The organism is Bacillus sp. cl95 (assembly GCF_900115925.1).
In the GTDB taxonomy this organism is placed as follows: Bacteria; Bacillota; Bacilli; order Bacillales; family Cytobacillaceae; genus Neobacillus_A.
In genome coordinates, this window is record NZ_FOYF01000009.1 from 17,222 (window position 1) to 37,575 (window position 20,354).

Consider the following 20,354-nt stretch of genomic DNA (forward strand, 5'->3'; position numbering starts at 1 on the left):
ATTTAAAAGAGCTTAATTCAAAGAACTTGTCCAAAAATATATAAAGCGTAGAAAAGAGAAATAATTGCTACAATTAGTAATGTCTCAGCGAATCCACCTTTTTTCTTTTTCTGAACAACCGTTGTTCGAGTTTGGTTATTAGTAACTTGTGCCGCAGTATGATTCCTTTGGACCCGGCTTGCGTTTGTTTGTTTTGTGGCAGGAGCAACTCTAGCTGCTGGTTTCGGATTCATCAATGCTACCAAATCACTTCTCATCTGCGAGGCATGAGTATAGTGCCCTTGCAGTGCTTTTAAGATGATACCTTCGTAAGGCTTAAGTTCAGGCTTTTGCCTAATCGCAGCACTCAATTGAGTAAAACCTCCAGTTGTTTTTTGAAAACGGTTCGGATAGGCGGTATTGATCATCACCATCGCTAAAGCAAATAAGTCGTAACCAGGGTCTGCTTTCCGTGAGCCTAATCCCCAGTAACCTCTATCATAAAATTCGGTGAATTCCTTGATGGCACGACCTTGTATGGTCGTTCCCCCTACATCAATACAGCGGATTCGGGGTGGCGGTCCTGTAACAATTAAATTCTCTGGCTTTAAATCACCGAATATCCAACCATTTTGATGAAGTTTGTCCAAGTCAGAAAGAAGTTGAAGAAGTAACACGCTTGTCCACGATTTCCCTTTATGCCCTAAAAAGCTTAAGAAATCTCGCCCTTCTAAATATTCCATTACATAGAATGATATATTTCCAGTACTTTTCTGCCAATCATCCACATCAAGTAAAGAAGGTCCAAGGGCAGACCCCTGGACCTTTGCAAAGGATTTTAATACATTCACCTCAGATGTAATAGACATGCCATTGTCACTCATTTTCAAAGCGACATGCTGATTTTTGTACTGGGCAAGATAGACGACCCCATTTGCCCCGAATCCCAATTGCTTCAGAATCTTGTAACGGTTTCGATGCCACTTTCCCTCTATAATAGTCCCTGGGCTAACACTACATTGACTCTTCAAAGAATGATTCATCATCACGTGAAAGAAGGCTCCTTAAAGAACGTTTTTGTTGGAAAGAAGAAATAGCTTCCTTAATGGCAGGTCCCGTTGGTGTTATGCCACCGGTCGTTAATTTCGGAAATATGCTTGTCAACACTTCGAGCCTAGGTGTCCAATCCAGCAATTTTTCGACATCATCCCTTTTCCCGGGAAATACGTAAACAGAGAACTGGTTTTCTCCTGATCTCGCATTTAAGCTAAGCGACAAGTCTAAAAGTGCTTCTTTAACTGTTTGCAGTTTGTGTTTCATGCTCGCACTCGTATCGACAAGAATCAACACTTCAAGGTCTACCTTCTCACCCAATTCATCGACAACTTCCATGACTTCGCCTCTTTTTTCTGGCGGAAGGTCTTCAACAGTTTGTGAACGTCCAAGGATTTGTTGGAGTTCTCGATTAACGACTCCTTGGATGGTTTGTGTCATAGCTTTTCGAGTGACCATTTGTACGGTATGTGCCAACTGTTGTGCGTATACTACCTGGCTTACTCCTCCGCCAGACAGGGCTATGTCTTCAATTTCCTTTAACCCTTGATCATCAATGACATCTTGCTCCATCACACCAATGACATTTACAGTAATCCCTTGTTCATGTGCAAGGGCTGCCATTGCAATTGGATCTTCCCCTTGATTGGAACAGCCGTCTGTTAACAATAAGATTTGACGAATCTTCCCTACATGCATACAAAATCCCCCTCTACGCTTCGAATTGTTACCATTTTCGACGGTTCGTGGGGGATTTATACCTATACTTCTGAATTGTTGCTTCTTTTTACTTCAATTTGCATTCATTCTATTATTATGCGCGCTTCTTCATATTTTGGACAGGGATGGTGGCCCATCTTGGAGTATTATGCTTGATTTTTGAAACGACCACTGTCATATCATCTTCAATACTACCTGAACGAGATCTTATCACTTCTTCCATGATTAAATCTGCGACTTCTTGCGGATCTTCCGTTTTAAGTTCGTGTATCTTCCTCTTCATCCACTGGTCAAAGTTTTCTACATGCTTGGGTCCCTCAAATACACCATCACTCATCATAATAAGCAAATCGCCGGCTTTTAACTGCTCACTTACAACATCCACCTCAAAATCCTGGAGGATACCAATCGGCAAATTGCTTGCCTGTATTTTGACTACCTTACTTCCCCTTTTAATAAAGCTAGGTGTGGACCCAATTTTCAGGAATTTCGCTCCGGCATTTTGAAGATCGATCATGGCTAAGTCCAAAGTCGAGAAAATTTCATCGGTTGTCCTTAATGAAAGGATCGAATTAATCGATTTAATAGCCACTTTTTCTTCAATACCCGACTGCAATATCTTTTGTAATAACTGCAATGTTTCTGTACTCTCATAGTGAGCCCTTTCACCGTTACCCATTCCATCACTGATGGCAATTGCATATTTGCCTCCCCCAAGTTCAATCGTCGAGAAGCTATCCCCTGAAACAAAACCGCCATCTTTCGCGGCATGTGCTACGCCTGTTTCAACAACAAAAGCCTTGGCTGAGTGGAAGGTAACATGACAGAAACCATTAGGAAATGTAGCACAGTCTTCTGCACTTACCACAATCGTTTCATTTAAAATATCCGATAACATCGGAGCTATCAGTTTTTCACATTCTCCATGTCCATTACAGAACGGTATCGTCATATCAATATCGACGCTGCCTTGCTCAAGATTATATATCTCCACATGTTCAATATGGACGCCACAACTTTGCAATGATTCAAGAATTTGTTCCTCTTGCTTGTGCAAATTTTCGCGTTCACGCTGAATTTCCTTGGCAAAGTCGCCCATGACCTCTGATACTCCTAATAACTGGTCGGCAACAAGACGTCTGCTCTCTTGAACTTGTTTTTTCAATTTCAAATTAGCTTGATAGACGGTTAATTCCTGATGCACGGCTTCGGTTACCTTCTTAGACCTTGTACAATATTTATCCCATTCTCTGCTTAGACGAGCAGGTATCACTCCATTATTTTGATCCATTTCTAGCATAATTTCTTTCATATAGTCATATGTTGTATTAAAATTCCTTGTCCAACAATGTTCTTTTTTAAAGCATGTCTGACAAGTCTTTTCTGTAATGTTGCTCATGTGGTAATCAAGCTCGCGAAGATGTTCATCATCTTCGGTTGGAACATCATACTGAGAGAAGCTCTTAGAAAGTGCTTCAAAAACATTTGAAAATTGAGATACTCTTTGAGCGGTAACGTCACGCATTTTACGCATAAACTTTTGTTGTTCCGCTGCATATTCGGGTGTACCAGGAATATTTCGAGCCAGCCTTGCCGTTAAAGAAACAGGTGTCAGCAAAAATAATATAACTGCAACTGAACTTTCCATAAGCGCAATAGAAATGGACCCACTGCCTTCACCATACATTGCTATTAAGAGAGTTGCGATGAACAATCCAATCGCTACACCAATTTTTTTGCCTTCCTTCAAAAGACCACCGAGTACTCCAGAAAAGGCAAGAAGACTCATGTGATAAAGGCTTGATACACTTGCAAGGCTAAAGATGAGACCTGTTACCACACCAACTGTTGAACCGACTGTAGCACCCGCAACGAGTGAGAAAAGAAGGACAAGATAACGTGACATGATATGTTCAACCGATAAATCATATACAGACCATCCGATTGTGCCGGTCATGACTGAAGCCAGCATGATGATGATACATACAATTTCTTCCGTCTTAAGTGGCTGCCTTCTTTTATTAAAAGCAAGAAGCGGTATGCTCTGGAGGAAAATAAGGGTCAAAATAAAACCAAGACTCGCTTCAACCCCCGCCATCATCCCATCATAAAGACTAAGACTATTGGTCAAAATATAGGGTTCCACCAATTTCCCGACTAGCAAGATTGCACTCACATAAAATGGAAGGGCACGCAGTTCATTCTTCAACCATTTTTTTGATATCCTAAAACATAACAAGAACACAAAGGTCACACTGAAAGCCGAAACAGCGTTTGTCATCGATAAGGTAGCCGCACCTGCAACCAGGCCAATGAGGGTCAATGGAGCACGATCTCTTTTTATAAAGTATACTGCTGCGAAGAATGGGAGAATGAACGGAGTTAATTTAGCTAAAATGAGTGCTCGTCCAAGAAGAAAACCTACGAATAATAGAATATAGCCTTTCTTCAGGAACAAGGTCTCTAATTTTCCCGGTATTTTTCCTAGCCATTCGGCCAATCCCCACTTTGATGTGTCTAAATGAACGTTACTTATCGGTTCCATCATACTCCGTTCTACTTTTTCCATTAAGCCACACTCCCCATTTTCTTTATATCGTTGCACATTATTATAAGAGCAATGAGAATAGAAGATTGTCAAAATGACTAACAAGCCCCCAAAAATTGTTCGACTCTTTTCAGCGGAATATTGATGTAATTGGGGAATCATGGAGAAAGTTTAAGCTATTTCTCACAGATTAATAGAACGAACGGACGATTAAACTCGCTTTTTAATTATAGGATGCTCTTTTGTAAGTCTTCTAATAAGGCCTCTACTAGAAGTAGTCTTATGGGCTTTTTACTTTCCTAACGTTCAAGTTTTCCCCTCCCTTATAGATATCGATATAAACTTCTTCAAACAAGAGGATCATTTCTGCCATATTTGTAAGACTAAATGGCCGTTTTGTGACTATAGCCGAAATATAAGAAGTTACTTTTTTCAATCTCGCGCAAAATAGCAAAAATCCCGCACACTTTGTTGAAAGTCCCGCGGTTTCCTTAAAAGTACCGCGGGTTTTAGCTTATATTACGCCAAATTGAATTTTCAGAAAACCTACCAGCATAAAAGAAATACAACAGCACCAAGGACCATAGTAGATTCAAATTTTATACATTCTTATCTTTTCAAAAAAACCGTTGACTTTATTACTTATCCCTAGTATTATATTTCTTGTGTCTGATTTATGGCGGTGTAGCTCAGCTGGCTAGAGCATTCGGTTCATACCCGAAAGGTCGTGGGTTCGACTCCCTCCGCCGCTACCATAATTCTGCATAGGCCCCTTGGTCAAGCGGTTAAGACACCGCCCTTTCACGGCGGTAACACGGGTTCGAATCCCGTAGGGGTCATAAAAGTAAAGCATCGGCTTAAGCCGATGCTTTTTTTGTGTTTTATTTTTCGAGTAAAGCAAATAAAAAAAAGCAAGCCTTATTAGGCCTGCCTTTCGATATGTTATAGGAATAAATCGTTAATTTCCGCTCAGTTTCGGTAACTAATCATTCTAGCTTCCTTTTCCCGTAAGCAGCAAGTTAACCTCGTCTAGCTCCTCTTCCACCACGTTTGGTTTCAGTATTCTTCTTAAGAGATGATAAGCGATCTTCGCTATCCTTTAAGAATTTAGCCATTTTTGACTCGAAATTTTCTGGTCTTGGGTTACGATCGTTCGTTCTACCATGACGAGGGCGTTGCGAATATGATTGAGATTTCGGTGCTTCTGGTCTTTCTTTTGCCTTTTTGATTGATAAACCAATCTTGCCATCTTTCTCAACATTGATGACTTTCACTTCTACTTGATCGCCAACTTTTAAGTGCTCATTGATGTCCTTAACATAATTGTCTGCAACCTCGCTGATGTGAACAAGCCCGGTCGAGCCTTCCGGCAGCTCCACAAACGCTCCGAAATTAGTAATTCCTGTTACTTTACCTTGTAACTTGCTGCCTACTTCGATTGACATAAAAAGAATGTTCCTCCTTAAGAATATAAAAAATCATACTTACTCTATATTATACAGAATGGAAAAAATGAGTGTCAATATAACCACTAATTAGATGTTTTTTCCTTTTTCTTATCGTCTGGAAGATTGAAGATAATTTCGTTCTTCTCAGATAAAAAATATTCCCGTCTTGCTAGCTTAGCAATATATTCATCATCATTCAACTTAATGATTTCTTCTTCGTAAATATCTTGTTTTTTCTTCAACGCTGCCAAGTCTTGATCGAGTTGCCTTTTTTCGGTCTTTTTCTCTTCAAGCGCAGAGGATTGCGAAAGAATCGTTGAAATCATGAAATACGAGAAAACAGCAGCAAATAAGGTAAACAGGGCTAGTCTTCTTACTACCAGCTTTCGCTTATTCGTGGATGATGTATCAATTAGCTCTTGTTGCTTAGCATAGTTTGTTTGGATCTTTGCCACATTTTTCGTTCGTACCACACTCATTCATCGCTACCTCCTTACTCTTTTTTCCTGTTTTTCCACTTCTTTTTTATCTCACTTAAGTAATTCTTCAGGCGTTTTCCGTTTCCTGCCCATTTATTATAAATCTTCTCGACGATTTTTTTAAACCTTTTCGGCAAAAGTTTCCACAAAATAGCGAAAAATTTTTCGACAGGAGTCCAAAATAACTTAAGAATAAATAGTATTACTTTTAAAATAAATTTGACAAGGGTGTAAAGTCCCCTGCCAATAAACAAGCTGATGGCAATCAATACTTGGAATAAACCTACAATTGGCTTATAGATTAAATAGTAAACTGTTTTCTTTATTAATAGGTAAATGGAGATAATTGTCTTGATGATCCATTCAAGTATCCTTAAATAAATGCCCTTTAAAAGGCTTTGGTAAACAGCAAATCCACAAAGAAGGGCTAAAAAGATATAAAAACGAAGTTCACCCTGGTTTACCAAAAATAGAATATAGAAAGTGAGCATGGCTTGAATTGTCCAAAAAAGTAGATCATTGAAAAAAACAAGCCAACTCTTTCTTTTCTTCCGTTTTAAAAAGCGTTGGTACGTATCAAGAAGGCAACCAAACAATATCCCCATGCCTATCATGGATAACATGGTCAGAAACTGAGTGGATAGCGTCATCGGAAAATCTTACTAAAGAATCCTTTAGCTTTGTCCCCATGCTGTTCATCCAAGTAATTGAGTTCAAATACTTTCCCTTTAATTGATACAATACCTTTGTCCACATCAAGGTTCTTCATTTGCAGATTTTGGCCGCGAATGGATAGGAAGCCCATAGACGTCTCAAGTAGAAATTCTTCGTTATCAAAGCTCTCCACTTGCTTAACTCCGGTAATATCAAGTAAACGTCTCCCTCGCATGACTACATCGTGATCGGGTATAGTGTTCTTTGTGTTATTCGTTTCATAATATTGGCTCATTCAACATCCCTCACATTCATTAGTACAACCTTTTTGTACATATTTATGTGAGTAATCATCGAATTAGAACAAGCCCCTAACATGTAACACTACTTATTAAAATTTCGGCTCGTTTTGTTCAACACTTTCTTCTTTTAAGATTGTGTACATTTCTGCCGCTTCTTCCTTACGCGTCGTTTCTTGTAATCTTTCTATTTTGGCTGTGACGACTCTTTGTCCAAGACGAATCGTTAACTCGTCACCGACCTTAACATTAGAGCTTGCTTTTGCCTGTATACCGTTGATTGAGATTCTGCCTTGATCCGAAACTTCTTTTGCTAACGTACGTCGTTTAATGATTCTAGAAACCTTCAAAAATTTATCTAGACGCATTTCTAAATTCCCCTATCTGCTTTATAAGCCTTTTTCTTTTGCCTCTTCCCAAAAGCGATCGAGTTCATCGAGAGTGAACTGTTCAAAACCTTTTCCACTCTCATTCACTTTTTGTTCGACATATTGGAAGCGGCGAATGAATTTTTCATTTGTTTCATGTAAAGCTTCTTCCGGATGGATATCTAGGAATCGTGCAACATTTACAAATGAAAATAATAGATCACCAAATTCTTTTAGTGCACCTTGCTGATCAGCATGGCTGATTTCATTTTCAAATTCTGCCAACTCTTCTTTAACTTTCGCTATGGCCGGTTTAAGTTCCTTCCAGTCAAAGCCCACTTTTGCTGCTTTTCTCTGCAAGTCATACGCTCTTAACAAATTTGGCTGCCCTTTCGTAATGCCATCAAGTATGGATAGAGATTTTTCCCCTTTCTCTTCCGCTTTGATCTGCTGCCAATTCTTAAGCACTTCTTCACTGTCATTTACTTCCTTATCTCCAAACACATGTGGATGCCTGCGAATCATCTTATCTGATACAGCCTCAATCACATCAGCGATTGAAAAATAACCATCATCCTCACCAATTTGAGCATGGAGCATTACTTGTAAAAGCACATCCCCTAATTCTTCTATTAAATGGTCGATATCATCATTATTTATTGCATCAATGACCTCGAAAGTTTCTTCTATCAGATACTTTTTCAAAGACTCATGGGTTTGTTCCTTATCCCAAGGACACCCGTTCGGACCACGCAATTCTGCAATAATATCCTTCAGCTTCGAAAACTCTCTCAGCATGAGGCTATTATCCTTAACAGGTGGAACATACACGGAAGTTAAATTGTTGAGGTCAATGATACGATCTAGTTCATAAAGCGGTACTGTCTGCAATTTTTCTTGGTTGCTGCCAGCGGCGGTAACGACCGTTACTTCATATTCATCCGGCAATCTCTCCATTAGGGTCAATTTCACCTCTGATGCTACAAAACGATCATATACTTGGCTGATAAAAATATGCTGACTTAGTTGAAGCTGAGCAGAATCCAACAACGTTCCATCAAGAAGCTGGAATCCTTCGACAGGATCAATTTTTAATGCAGTGAATATCGCATCAAGAAAACTTTGACCACCGCCAATTTCAACTTCGACACCATTTTCCTGACTTCTTTCAAGCAATAGTTGAACCGTTCTTTCTGCCACAAGCGGATGACCTGGTACAGCATAAATTATCGTTTCATTTTGGGCGCTTTCCAAAAGTATTTGGCTAATTTCTTCATATACTTGTTCAAATTGATCATGTTTTTCGTATACATGGTCAAATGATGTGTAGCTCATACCTTCTGCTTCCAACTGAGCCACAACAGGATGCTCTTTTGTACGTAAATATAAGTGGCTGGCATGCAAAAGCTTTTTATAAATTCCAAAAGGCATTTGCTCTAAATCACCGGCTCCTAAACCAACAATTTCAATCTTCTTACCCATTTCATTTCCTCCCTTTATGTTTTGGCAAAAATAACAGGAGCTTGCTGCCAAAAGGCAACAACATTAACTCGGATATATTAAAAACGGATTGCCTAATAATCAGTACCAAATAGATAAGCCCTCCGAAAATTACAGCTGATATGGCTTGTAAGGCTGCAGCCATGCGCTCATCAGGGAAGAAATCATAAAGACCGCCTGAAATAGCGATATACACCTTCAACACGAGAAACATGATCACAGTGGCAATTAAAACCGATTTGATAAAAGGAAGGTCGACCAATTTTTGTGGTATGGCCTTTAGTAACCTAATGCGCAACACAATGATTGCCATACAAATGGTGATAATGGTTGCAATCGCTGCACCTGAGGTTCCATATGCCGGAATTAGTAAATTGTTCAACATATATTTAACAGGTAAGCACAGGAAGATTACCAAGGCTGGAAACATCATTATTCCGATTCCTTGCATAATAGCAATGATGACCGCTAAAAGCGAATTCAAGATAATCACAGTGGTGAGTATGCCCAATACATCTGAACCCAAACTATTCTTAAAAAGCATGATATTTGTTGGCTTAATGATGGCCCATAACCCAGTAGTAGCAGCAAGACCCACTACAATATTTATTTTAACTGCCAAGCCGATTTTATGGAGTATAAACTCCGTATTCTGATTCATTCTTTTTGCAGTAATTAGTGGGACAAGGGTTAAGGATATCGATGTTGCCACTACGGTACCAAGTTGAATAAGCGGTTGTCCGCGATCATACACACCTTTTAAGGCTTTTGCTGTTTCTTTCTCTAACCCATTCTCAGTTAGCAAGAAGTAAAGATTAAGTGAATCTGCCAACTGAATGAAAATAAGCAAAGCCCCTGTAATACATATCGCCAATCCTTGAACGGATAAGACGACCGAAGTCTTTTTCAAATCATAAAAACTGTTGCGTATCTTAAAATATGATAGATTTTTCTGCTTCTTCTTTTGCATCCCTAAGTATATAAAGAGCAAAGATGCTGAAACGATCGCTCCCGTAATGGAACCGAACATTGCCCCCGCCCCAATAAGATACTTTGAGTAGCCTGCTCGTGTAAACAGAAAAGCCAGCAGCAAAATGGTTCCTACTCGAACCGCTTGCTCGGCAACCTGAGAAACAGCAGTCGGCAGCATATTCCCCTTCCCTTGAAAATAGCCACGCAATACAGCAATAAGTGGAAAGGTAAGAAAGACAATCGAAACCACTTTCAATAAAATGGCCAAGCTTGGGTCATTCATTACCCTAGCGATTTCTTCGGAGCCTACATATAAGATAAGAAAGAGAATGGTTCCTATAATTTGCAGGATAAAGAAGGATTGGAACAAAAAACGTTGTCCCCCTTCGACATCACCTTTCTCCCTAAATTCAGCATAAAGCTTCGAAATGACCACTGGAAAACCTGTCGTAGCTAATACGACTGCCAACCCATAGAATGGATATGCTTGCTGATATATGTAAAATCCAACATCCCCAACGATATTCTGAAAAGGGATTCGATAAAATGCACTTAATATCTTGGTGAGAAGTGCTGCAATGGTTAAAATAAAGATGCCTTTAAAAAGCTCTTTCGATTGATTATCAGGCTTCATTCCCCATCTCCTTCCAGTCGAACTCAAGATATTATAGCACAGGTAATATACGAAAAGCGCAAGCGCCCTGGTAAGTCCCGACAGGCATAAGACGAAACGCGCAGGAATTCCTGATTTCAGGAGTGATTTGGCTTATGACCAAAATTGTTTTGGCTTTAGAAAACAATTAAGGCTGTTTCGGCTTCTGGAAACAACCCCGAGGGGCTGGGCCTGGAGCTAGACAGCTATCTCCGTTTAATTTTTCTACTTTCTTATCTAGTATGAAAGGCTTCACTGCCCTTTTGATTCGCTTAGTGAAGTCGAAGCCTCCCGCGGTAAGGTCGACACACTATTTTCTCAACAGAAAAAGGCAGCATATCGCTGCCTTTTTAAATAAAAATATGATAATGTTTATTGCTCCATTTGTCTTGCAAGGAATCCAGCAGCTGTTTCCACTGCTTTTTGCTCCACTTCTCCAAGTGAACCTTCTTTAGAAAAAATGATAACTGCCCCAATTGGATCACCATTAGCGATGATTGGACCAATTGTATAAGAAGAAAGAGATTCTTCATTTCCATCAACGAGCGATAGATTACCTTGCTGATTGTTTAGCACGGAACTTCGTTCTTCCATTGTTTTTTCAACTAGCTCACTGATATTTTTGTTTAAGTAGTCCTTTTTAGATCCGCCAGCAACTGCAATATAAGAATCTCTATCACAAATGAGAACCGGATTACCCAGACTATCAAACAAAGCTTCAGCATACTCTTTTGCGAAGTCACCTAATTCACTTATAGGAGAATATTTCTTTAAAATGACTTCACCATCACGATCCACAAAAATCTCTAGTGGGTCACCTTCACGGATACGCAAAGTTCTGCGGATCTCTTTAGGAATGACTACACGACCCAAATCATCGATTCGACGAACAATACCAGTTGCTTTCATCCAATGTTGCCTCACTTTCATCTGATGATTAGAAAATGGCAATGACCTTTATTTCCTTTATTAGAAACCATCACCAAGTTTGAACTTAGTATCTTTCATATGGAAAGTTCTATGCACAATCTTAAATTTTTTCTGAATGGTAATAAAGATTCCAAAAAAGGATAAAGATACCAACTCTAACATCCAGGTTATTATTAGATGAAATACCCTTAGTATAGATTGTCAAAACGTATGTTTTTTTACAAATAGATTACATTTTTTGTTTTATAACGCCTGTTCTCTATCCTTGGCTTTCTGCAATCCTCGAACCATCTCGAAGGCAGCATGTAGCCATGTAGCTGTTTCGACACCTTTAATTTTGAGAGTCATCTTAAACTTTTTGCCTTCCATGCCGAGTCCAACCATTCTGCCAAATTCAGTGCTAATTTGGAAAATGCGCCCGCCATCTATTCCTATGCTTCCCTCTTCCGAGGATAGGATGACTACTTCATCTTTCGTCTGCTTGACCAACTCTACTCCTGTAATTGCCGCATAAACCTTTAATTCTGCAATTTGGAATAAGTATGATACTTCATCCGGGTACTCTCCAAAACGGTCGAGCATTTCTTTCTGAAGCTCTTCTACTTCCTCTAGTGTCTGAATACCTCTGAAACGTTTATACATTTCGATTTTTTGATGGCCGTCTTTAATATAACTATCAGGAATATACGCGTCGATGACAAGATCGATTTCCACCTTTGAAGCTTGTCGAGGTTTGATGTCCCCTTTTCTTTCTTCAATGGCTTCTTTGAGCATTTGAGAATATAGATCGAAACCGACAGAATCTATAAACCCATGCTGTTGGGCACCTAACAGATTCCCTGCTCCTCGAATCGATAAGTCGCGCATCGCAATTTTGAACCCTGATCCAAGTTCGGTGAATTCTTTAATCGCTTGTAGACGCTTCTCCGCCACCTCAGTAAGGACCTTATCTTTTCTATAAGTAAAGTAAGCATATGCCACCCGATTCGAACGTCCAACACGTCCACGAAGCTGATAAAGTTGAGACAAGCCCATTTTATCGGCATCAAAAACAATTAATGTATTCACATTAGGAATGTCGACACCCGTTTCTATAATCGTTGTGCTGACCAAAACGTCCGCCTCTCCTGAAAGGAAACTAAGCATGACGGACTCTAATTCATTCTCGGACATTTGTCCATGCGCATAGACGACTCTTGCATCAGGAACAAGCATGGAGATCTCTTCAGCTTTTCGCTCGATATCTTCTACACGGTTGTATAGGAAATACACTTGCCCATCACGAGCCAACTCTCTCTCAATGGCTTCACGTACAAGTCCTCCGTTATATTCCATTACATACGTTTGGACAGGGAAACGGTTTTCAGGCGGTGTTTCGATAACACTCAGGTCCCTTACGCCTAGCATGGACATATGTAATGTTCTTGGAATTGGAGTGGCTGTCAGCGTCAGCACGTCTACATTTGTCTTTAACTGCTTGATTTTTTCTTTATGAGTAACACCAAATCTTTGTTCTTCATCGATAATCAACAATCCTAAATCGCGGTAAATAACATCTTTGGATAATAATCGATGGGTCCCGATTACGACATCAATCGTTCCAGCCTGCAAACCTTTCAGCGTTTCTGTCTGTTGTTTCCTTGAACGGAAACGACTCAACAAACCGATGTTAATCGGATAATCTTGAAATCTCTCCCTCATCGTTTCATAATGCTGTTGCGCAAGAATAGTAGTTGGGACGAGAAGAGCGACTTGTTTTCCATCCGCAATTGCCTTGAAAGCAGCTCTTATCGCCACTTCCGTTTTTCCATAACCCACATCACCACAAAGTAATCGATCCATCGGCCGCTCTTTTTCCATATCGACTTTGATTTCATGAATCGATCTGATTTGGTCTTCCGTTTCCTGGTAAGGGAAATTCGATTCAAACTCTCTTTGCATTTCTCCATCAGGTGAAAAAGCATAACCAACTGCCGCTTCACGTTCAGCATAAAGCTTGATTAAGTCATCAGCGATGTCTTGGACAGAAGATTCAACTTTCTTCTTAACCCGTTTCCAATCGCTTCCTCCAAGTTTATAAATCTTCGGCTCTTTACCTTCCGAACCTACATACTTTTGAACAAGGTCAATTTGTTCAACTGGCACATACAATTTGTCTGTACCATGATAACGAATATGCAGGTAATCTTTATGAATGCCATTAATAACAAGAGTTTCAATTCCTAGATATTTACCGATTCCGTGATTAACATGGACAACATAATCTCCAACACGCAGTTCAGAATAGCTTTTAATTCTTTCTGCATTTGAAAGCTTTTGTCTACGGGCTGTTTTCTTTGTTTTCTTATTAAAAAGATCCTCTTCCGTGATAACTGCAATCTTCTGAATTGACAGCTCAAAACCGGACTGCAGTGTTCCACGCACAATTTGGACCTTCCCAGGCAATACATCCTGATCTTCTTTCAAGAACGTTGCCTCAACCTCATAGTCCTCCAAAACACGTTCTAATTTCTTGACCCTTTCTTCATCTGGACCGAGGAAAAGCACTGCATAATTGCCCTTCTTCCATCTTTCAATCTCAGATTTTAGCACGTTCATCTGACCATGGAAGTTTTGCATTTGTTTACACGAAACATTAATGATGTTTTGCGGACTCGTATTGGCAACATGTCGTAAGAAAAGTGACAAATAAAGAATTGGGACCGATTTCCTTTGCAACAAGGAATGTAAGTTGTGCGAAATCATCAAATCATGGATAATCTGCCCCTCACTTAGGAGAGAGGTATACCATTCCGCTTCTTCTTTCTCAAGTGAATCATTCATCTCCTGAACCCTGCTAATTTCATCGATAAAAAGTAGACCATTGGCGGGAAGGTAATCTAGTAAACTATTAGCTTTTTCGTAAGCGAGTGAAAGGTATTTAAAAAGCTGATCAGGTTTTTGCCCGTTCCTTAACTGTTCCAATTCGTAACCAATGTTTTGAGATAACTGCAATTTTGCTTTTTCATTCTTTATCTTCTTTAAGCTTTGAGACAATCCTTGCTCTAATCGTTCAATGATTCTCCCATAATCAAGTCCTTCAATCGGTGTTTCCGAAGCTGGGCCAATCATTACGTCAGAAAGCTTTTCCTTCGAACGTTGGTCTTCCAAAGAGAAAGTGCGTATCGATTCAACTTCTGTATCAAACAGCTCTATTCGAATAGGATTTGCTTCGGTTAAGGGAAAGATATCAAGAATTCCACCTCTTACACTGAATTCACCAGGCGTAGAGACCATTTCTGTTCGTGTATATCCCATTTTCACAAAAAGCTTTAAAGCTACTGGTACATCGAGATCTTCGCCAGCTTTAATCTCCAATTGATAATGCTCCCACTTGTCTTTAGGTGGCAGCAGTTTACGTAAGCCTGCCATTGGTGCTATGACAATACCATCAGTCCGTTTGCTCCAATGATTTAAGGCTTCAATTCTTTGCGAGCGTAATTCTGGACTGGCAATGCTCATTTCCGCTGCAATCAGTTCATTGGCAGGATACAGAAATACTTCCTGTTCATTTACTAGATTGATCATATCCTCATAAAGCTTTTGAGCTTGTAATAGATTGTGAGTCACAATCAGGATAGGCTTTCTTGTCTGTTCATATATTGATGCGATAAAGACGGTTCTCGCAGACCCAGACAATCCGGCTACCAACTGTTCTTTTAAGCCTTCTTCTACTCCGGTTAAAACCGACCGTATATCGTCCTGTTGATAAAATAAATTCTTAAGACCTTTCACAACCGCGCCTCCCTTCAGCCGAAAAGAAGTAGCGCTATATGGATCTCTCAACCAATAGCGCCCTAACTTTACAGATGCATTTCTATTAAAAAATTTCAAAAGTTCAAAATAGAAAAACGCTTTGGATGCGTTCTCCAAAGCTTGTTAATGTATAAGAAAATCGTATTGATGGTAGTCTGGGTTACGCTCCAGCGACTCTTGGCAGTCTTCACAAATAGATGTGATATGAATGTTACCACCTGAATCATAAGTGACCATTTCCATTCTCTCTTGATCGGTTAACTTATGTAGCCCTAATGCTTCCGCATGAATGGATTTCTGATCTAAAGACCCTATTTTCGAACCACAATGACGGCATTGGTAATGTATGGCCATGCCTGTCCCTCCCTTTGCAAGGCATTCAATATCCCTATTATTCACGCATTGGAAGGAACTTATTCATATTGTTTCATTGTATGAAAGTAAAAGAAAACTCATGTACCAAATTTTAAGATTGGTTAAAATCGTTCATTACCTGTAAAAAGGGCTTATCCAGCCATGCCTCACATGCCTCTGCACTCTTCTTGATCACTTCATTCATTAACTCTTGTTCTTCTTTATAGAACTTTCCTAAAACATAATCAGAAACGCTCATCCCGTTTTTAGGACGGTCTATTCCGATTCGAATTCTATTGAATTGTTGTGAACCCATATGAGCCACAGTAGATTTAATGCCATTGTGGCCACCCGGACTGCCTTTTTGACGAAGTCTGAGCTTCCCAACCGGCAAATCGAGATCGTCATAAATGACAAGTAAGTCCTCAAGGTCAATTTGATAATAATCCATTACTGCACGAATACTTTCACCGGATAGATTCATATATGTAAGGGGTTTGAGTAGTAAAATCTTTTCACCTTTATGAAAGCCTGTTCCGTACAAGCCTTTATGCTTTTGTTGATCAAGTGGAATTTGAAACTTTGATGACAGTTCATCAATAACATCAAAACCTATGTTATGCCTCGTCTGAGCATACAGCTTACCTGGATTACCTAAGCCAACTATTAATTTCATTTTATTTCTCACTCCCCCAAGAAAAGCGCAAGCGCCCTGATTAGCCCCGACAGGCATAAGACGAAGCGCGCAGGAAATCCTGATTTCTGTAGCGGTTTGGCTTATGATCCCGAGGGGCTGGGCGCTGGAGCTAGACAGTTATCCACGTAAAATTTATATACTTAATTATCTTTTAAAGAAAAGACCACAAAAGACGTAACCCGTTATATGGGTTACGTCTCCTACATTATTCTCCGCTAGCTGGTGTTTCTCTTCCTTCTTCATTAACAGGCGTACCGCCATCTTGCTGTTCGCCTGAATTAATCTCTTCTTCCTGTCTTGGTGGAAGAATGGATGCAATGACTTCTTCATCCTCATGGTTTACCTTCAAGTCAGCACCAGGGGTTAAATCCGCTACTGTAATGGTCTCACCCACTTGAAGTGCTGTTACATCTACTTCAAGTTCCTGAGGAATTTCAGCAGGTCTGCCTGTTACGGAAACTTGATGAAGGGCTTGTTGCATGACCCCGCCATCTTTTACGCCTGCTGCATCTCCAACAAGTGTAATACGTACATCTGCATTGATGACAGACGACTTATCAATAGCTAGAAAGTCAGCATGGATAATTTCCTTCTTCATTGCAGTTTCCTGATAATCACTTAACACTACGTCTTGTTTCGCACCATCAAGATCAAGGGAGATAACACCGTTTCTACCTACTTCTTTGATGGCTTTCAGAAACTCTGAAGCGCTTATATAAACAGATTTACTAGCTAATTTAGATCCATAAACGACTGCGGGAATATTCCCTTCCTGTCTCAATCTCCTTAGTTCAGAATTCTTAAATTCTGTACGTTCCTTTGCTTGCAGTAAAGTACTCATTATGAAATCCCCTTCCTATTTTAGTCCAAAGACTGTCTATATAAAAATTGCCCCAAAATAGGAAAGTCTAAACGCTTAAGTTTCATTTCAATAAAAAACTGCTTCACATGCAGGAGAAAATTCCAGGCAAAACGAGGAAGCTAAATCCACTAATTCTTAATCAAAAAGCGTACTTACTGATTGCTCTTCATGTACACGGATAATCGCTTCACCAATCAGTGGAGCTACAGACAAGTGAACGATTTTCTCTGTTTTCTTTTCTTTTGAAAGAGCGATAGAATTTGTCACAACAAGTTCTTTAATTTTTGAGTTTTGAATGCGATCGATTGCTGGACCTGATAATACAGGATGTGTACAGCAAGCGTAAACTTCAGAAGCACCGTTTTCAATTAATGCATTGGCAGCAAGTGTGATTGTACCCGCAGTATCAATGATGTCATCAATTAAAATCGCTACTTTTCCTTCAATGTTACCAACAATATTCATAACTTCGGCTACATTTGGTCTCGGACGACGTTTATCGATAATCGCAATCGGAGCCTTTAGACGTTCTGCCATCTTACGGGCACGTGTAACACCACCATGGTCAGGAGAAACAATAACAATATCCCCACCAAGTTCTCTGTTCTTGAAATACTCAGAGAGAATAGGCACACCCATTAAGTGGTCAATCGGGATGTCAAAGAAACCTTGGATTTGCGGTGCATGTAGATCTAGGGTAATGACACGTGTTGCTCCTGCTTTTTCTAGTAGGTTAGCTACAAGTTTCGCAGTGATTGGCTCACGGGCACGCGCCTTACGATCTTGTCGTGCGTAACCGTAATAAGGCATAACAATATTAATCGTTTTTGCAGAAGCACGTTTCAAAGCATCAATCATAATAAGAAGTTCCATGATGTTTTCATTTACCGGTGCGCTTGTAGATTGAATAACGAAAACATCACAGCCACGAATACTTTCTTCGATATTAATCTGAATTTCTCCGTCACTGAATCTTGTTACAGAACATTTCCCAAGCTCTACACCGATTACTTTTGCGATTTCTTCAGCAAGTTCATGGTTTGAGTTCAAGCTAAAAACTTTTAAATTAGGATCTAAATATTGATTTGACATGATGGACCTCCAATAATCACTATTTCTTAAGATTGAGCTTTTGAACGTAATTTTCCTTGTTTACCTGACGTGCTCTGGCGATTGATAATGCTTCACCTGGTACATCTTCCGTAATGGTAGAACCCGCGGCCACGTAAGCACCTTTTCCAACTGTTACCGGAGCTACAAGATTTGAGTTACAGCCAATAAATACGCCGTCTTCAATTGTAGTTAGGAATTTATTTTTTCCATCGTAATTGACTGTGATCGTACCACATCCAATATTAACATCGCTGCCGACATTTGCGTCACCGATATAGCTTAAATGAGAAGCTTTGCTTCCTTTTCCAAAGCTTGCTTTCTTGATTTCCACGAAATTGCCGACTTTTACTTCGTCTTGGATATCAGATTCTGGACGAATATGTGCAAACGGTCCGATGTTTACTTCAGAACCTATTGAACTTTGGTGTGCAACTGATTGCTTAATTACCGTATTATCTCCAATTAAGCAGCTATCAATTTCTGTATTAGGTCCAATTTTGCACTCTGAACCGATAAACGTTTTGCCAGTAATCGTTGTGCCTGGATAGATAACAGTATCCTGACCGATCACTGCTTCTGCACCGATATACGTGTTTGCTGGGTCTATTAAAGTCACACCGTTTCTCATGTGCAAATCATTAATGCGCAAACGCATCAATCTTTCAGCCTCAGCAAGTGCCACTCTATCATTTACACCAAGAGTTTCTTCAAATTCTGCCGTTTGATAAGCTGAAACAATCTCCCCTTGGTTTTTAAGGATTTCAATGACATCTGGCAAATAATATTCACCTTGTACATTTTCATTTGAAACATTCTTGATTGCTTCAAAAAGAGCACGATTGTCAAAACAGTAAGTCCCTGTATTGATTTCATCGACTTTCCGTTCTTCAGCGGTTGCATCTTTATGTTCAACAATTTTCTCAACATGGCCATTTTCATTACGGATAATTCTGCCGTATCCTGTTGGATCAGCCAATTGTGCCGTTAAGACCGTTGCCTTTGCTGACGTTTGTTCATGATGCTTAAAGAGGGCTTCCATCGTCTCTGCTTTGATTAGAGGTGTATCTCCACAAACAACAATTGTGACTCCATCTTTACCTTCGAGCATATCACTAGCTTGCATAACAGCATGAGCAGTTCCAAGCTGTTCTTCCTGTAAGGCATACAGGCTTTGCTCTCCAAGCTGGGATTTCACTTGCTCTGCACCGTGTCCAGTAATAGTCACGATTTCTTTTATATCAAGCTTTGAAATCTGATCCACAACATGTTGAACCATCGGTTTTCCACACACAGGATGGAGAACTTTATAAAGCTTTGATTTCATCCTCGTTCCTTGCCCTGCCGCTAAGATTACGGCATATCGATTAAACATGTACAGGCCTCCATTTTCACCTTTTTATCCATTAAAAATATTATCTTAAATAGCCTCTTATTTCAAGGAATGAAGTAAAGTGTATATATTTGTCAAAATATCGTTACAGAAATAATGAATAAAGAGGAGTCACCTGGGGGAAAAAGGGGTAGAAAAATAAAAAGAGCCTTACTTTTGAGGTAGGCCCTTGATGTCTTATTGCTTAGGAAGCACCGGCTTCTTCAAACTCGACTTCTAACTCTCCAACGCGATTGTATTCAGCCAACACTGCTTCTTGTATCTTTCCGCGTGTTCCTGAATTGATTGGATGAGCGATGTCACGAAATTCTCCGTCTGGAGTGCGTTTGCTTGGCATTGCTACAAATAAACCATTGTTTCCATCAATTACTCGAATATCATGAACAACAAACTCGTTGTCTAATGTAATCGAGGCAATCGCTCTCATACGTCCATCTGTATTAACGCGTCGCAATCTTACGTCTGTTACTTCCATGTGGTTCACACCCTTTTCTGTAGATATAAAATCTAGTTAATTAAATTCTACAAAAGAATGAATATT

The 20,354-nt window shown here is 39.8% G+C and carries 18 protein-coding genes and 2 tRNA genes; 2 read left to right on the plus strand and 18 right to left on the minus strand.

The annotated features are described in order from the left end of the window. Window positions 1-17 precede the first annotated feature (17 nt). From BMZ31_RS18405 to spoIIE, 3 genes are all read right to left on the minus strand, one after another. A complete protein-coding gene (locus BMZ31_RS18405; protein WP_090833403.1) occupies window positions 18-1,025 on the minus strand; it encodes a protein kinase domain-containing protein in 1,008 nt (335 codons plus the stop codon). After that, complete coding sequence (locus BMZ31_RS18410; RefSeq protein ID WP_090833404.1) at window positions 994-1,731, minus strand: VWA domain-containing protein; 738 nt, start codon at window positions 1,729-1,731, stop codon at window positions 994-996. Before BMZ31_RS18410 ends, BMZ31_RS18405 begins: the two co-directional genes overlap by 32 nt. Before the next feature lie 115 nt (window positions 1,732-1,846). After that, window positions 1,847-4,321, minus strand: coding sequence for a stage II sporulation protein E (gene spoIIE / locus BMZ31_RS18415; RefSeq protein WP_090833405.1), 2,475 nt, complete (start codon window positions 4,319-4,321; stop codon window positions 1,847-1,849). A gap of 657 nt (window positions 4,322-4,978) precedes the next feature. Here spoIIE and BMZ31_RS18420 point away from each other — a divergent pair. Next, window positions 4,979-5,055 (plus strand) — tRNA-Met (locus BMZ31_RS18420). A gap of 12 nt (window positions 5,056-5,067) precedes the next feature. Then, window positions 5,068-5,139 (plus strand) — tRNA-Glu (locus BMZ31_RS18425). A gap of 180 nt (window positions 5,140-5,319) precedes the next feature. On the opposite strand, the gene BMZ31_RS18430 is transcribed toward BMZ31_RS18425, so the two are convergent. The 15 genes from BMZ31_RS18430 to spoVG all read right to left on the minus strand — a co-directional run bounded on the left by BMZ31_RS18430 (window position 5,320) and on the right by spoVG (window position 20,288). Further along, window positions 5,320-5,745 (minus strand): S1 domain-containing RNA-binding protein, encoded by a 426-nt coding sequence (locus tag BMZ31_RS18430; protein WP_090833406.1) that lies wholly within the window; start codon window positions 5,743-5,745, stop codon window positions 5,320-5,322. 86 nt (window positions 5,746-5,831) lie between these two features. Continuing rightward, window positions 5,832-6,227, minus strand: a complete 396-nt coding sequence (locus tag BMZ31_RS18435) for an FtsB family cell division protein (RefSeq protein WP_090833407.1) — start codon at window positions 6,225-6,227, stop codon at window positions 5,832-5,834. Between the two features lie 14 nt (window positions 6,228-6,241). Continuing rightward, the gene (gene yabQ / locus BMZ31_RS18440; protein ID WP_090833408.1) at window positions 6,242-6,877 is read right to left on the minus strand and encodes a spore cortex biosynthesis protein YabQ; all 636 of its coding nucleotides are present in this window, start codon (window positions 6,875-6,877) and stop codon (window positions 6,242-6,244) included. Next, the gene (yabP, locus tag BMZ31_RS18445) at window positions 6,874-7,176 is read right to left on the minus strand and encodes a sporulation protein YabP (protein WP_090833409.1); all 303 of its coding nucleotides are present in this window, start codon (window positions 7,174-7,176) and stop codon (window positions 6,874-6,876) included. The genes yabQ and yabP overlap by 4 nt, the downstream gene beginning before the upstream one ends. A 96-nt stretch (window positions 7,177-7,272) precedes the next feature. Beyond that, window positions 7,273-7,548 (minus strand): RNA-binding S4 domain-containing protein, encoded by a 276-nt coding sequence (locus BMZ31_RS18450; RefSeq protein WP_090833410.1) that lies wholly within the window; start codon window positions 7,546-7,548, stop codon window positions 7,273-7,275. Window positions 7,549-7,569: 21 nt separating this feature from the next. Beyond that, entirely contained in the window at window positions 7,570-9,030 is a 1,461-nt protein-coding gene (gene mazG / locus BMZ31_RS18455; RefSeq protein WP_090833411.1) for a bifunctional methyltransferase/pyrophosphohydrolase YabN, read from the minus strand. A 1-nt stretch (window position 9,031) separates the two neighbouring features. Then, entirely contained in the window at window positions 9,032-10,654 is a 1,623-nt protein-coding gene (locus BMZ31_RS18460) for a putative polysaccharide biosynthesis protein (RefSeq protein ID WP_090833412.1), read from the minus strand. Between the two features lie 390 nt (window positions 10,655-11,044). Next, window positions 11,045-11,581: a stage V sporulation protein T gene (gene spoVT / locus BMZ31_RS18465; RefSeq protein ID WP_090833413.1), complete on the minus strand. Its 537-nt coding sequence runs from the start codon at window positions 11,579-11,581 to the stop codon at window positions 11,045-11,047. Between the two features lie 264 nt (window positions 11,582-11,845). Further along, on the minus strand, window positions 11,846-15,376 hold the full coding sequence (gene mfd, locus BMZ31_RS18470; RefSeq protein ID WP_090833414.1) for a transcription-repair coupling factor: 3,531 nt from the start codon (window positions 15,374-15,376) through the stop codon (window positions 11,846-11,848). Window positions 15,377-15,520: 144 nt separating this feature from the next. After that, a complete protein-coding gene (locus BMZ31_RS18475; protein WP_090833415.1) occupies window positions 15,521-15,751 on the minus strand; it encodes an anti-sigma-F factor Fin in 231 nt (76 codons plus the stop codon). 112 nt (window positions 15,752-15,863) lie between these two features. After that, window positions 15,864-16,427: an aminoacyl-tRNA hydrolase gene (gene pth / locus BMZ31_RS18480; protein WP_090833416.1), complete on the minus strand. Its 564-nt coding sequence runs from the start codon at window positions 16,425-16,427 to the stop codon at window positions 15,864-15,866. 226 nt (window positions 16,428-16,653) lie between these two features. Next, the gene (locus BMZ31_RS18485; protein WP_090833417.1) at window positions 16,654-17,289 is read right to left on the minus strand and encodes a 50S ribosomal protein L25/general stress protein Ctc; all 636 of its coding nucleotides are present in this window, start codon (window positions 17,287-17,289) and stop codon (window positions 16,654-16,656) included. Between the two features lie 156 nt (window positions 17,290-17,445). Continuing rightward, complete coding sequence (locus BMZ31_RS18490) at window positions 17,446-18,402, minus strand: ribose-phosphate diphosphokinase (protein WP_090833418.1); 957 nt, start codon at window positions 18,400-18,402, stop codon at window positions 17,446-17,448. A 19-nt stretch (window positions 18,403-18,421) separates the two neighbouring features. Further along, window positions 18,422-19,795 (minus strand): bifunctional UDP-N-acetylglucosamine diphosphorylase/glucosamine-1-phosphate N-acetyltransferase GlmU, encoded by a 1,374-nt coding sequence (glmU, locus tag BMZ31_RS18495; protein ID WP_090833419.1) that lies wholly within the window; start codon window positions 19,793-19,795, stop codon window positions 18,422-18,424. A gap of 202 nt (window positions 19,796-19,997) precedes the next feature. After that, the gene (gene spoVG / locus BMZ31_RS18500; protein ID WP_090833420.1) at window positions 19,998-20,288 is read right to left on the minus strand and encodes a septation regulator SpoVG; all 291 of its coding nucleotides are present in this window, start codon (window positions 20,286-20,288) and stop codon (window positions 19,998-20,000) included. Window positions 20,289-20,354: the final 66 nt, after the last annotated feature.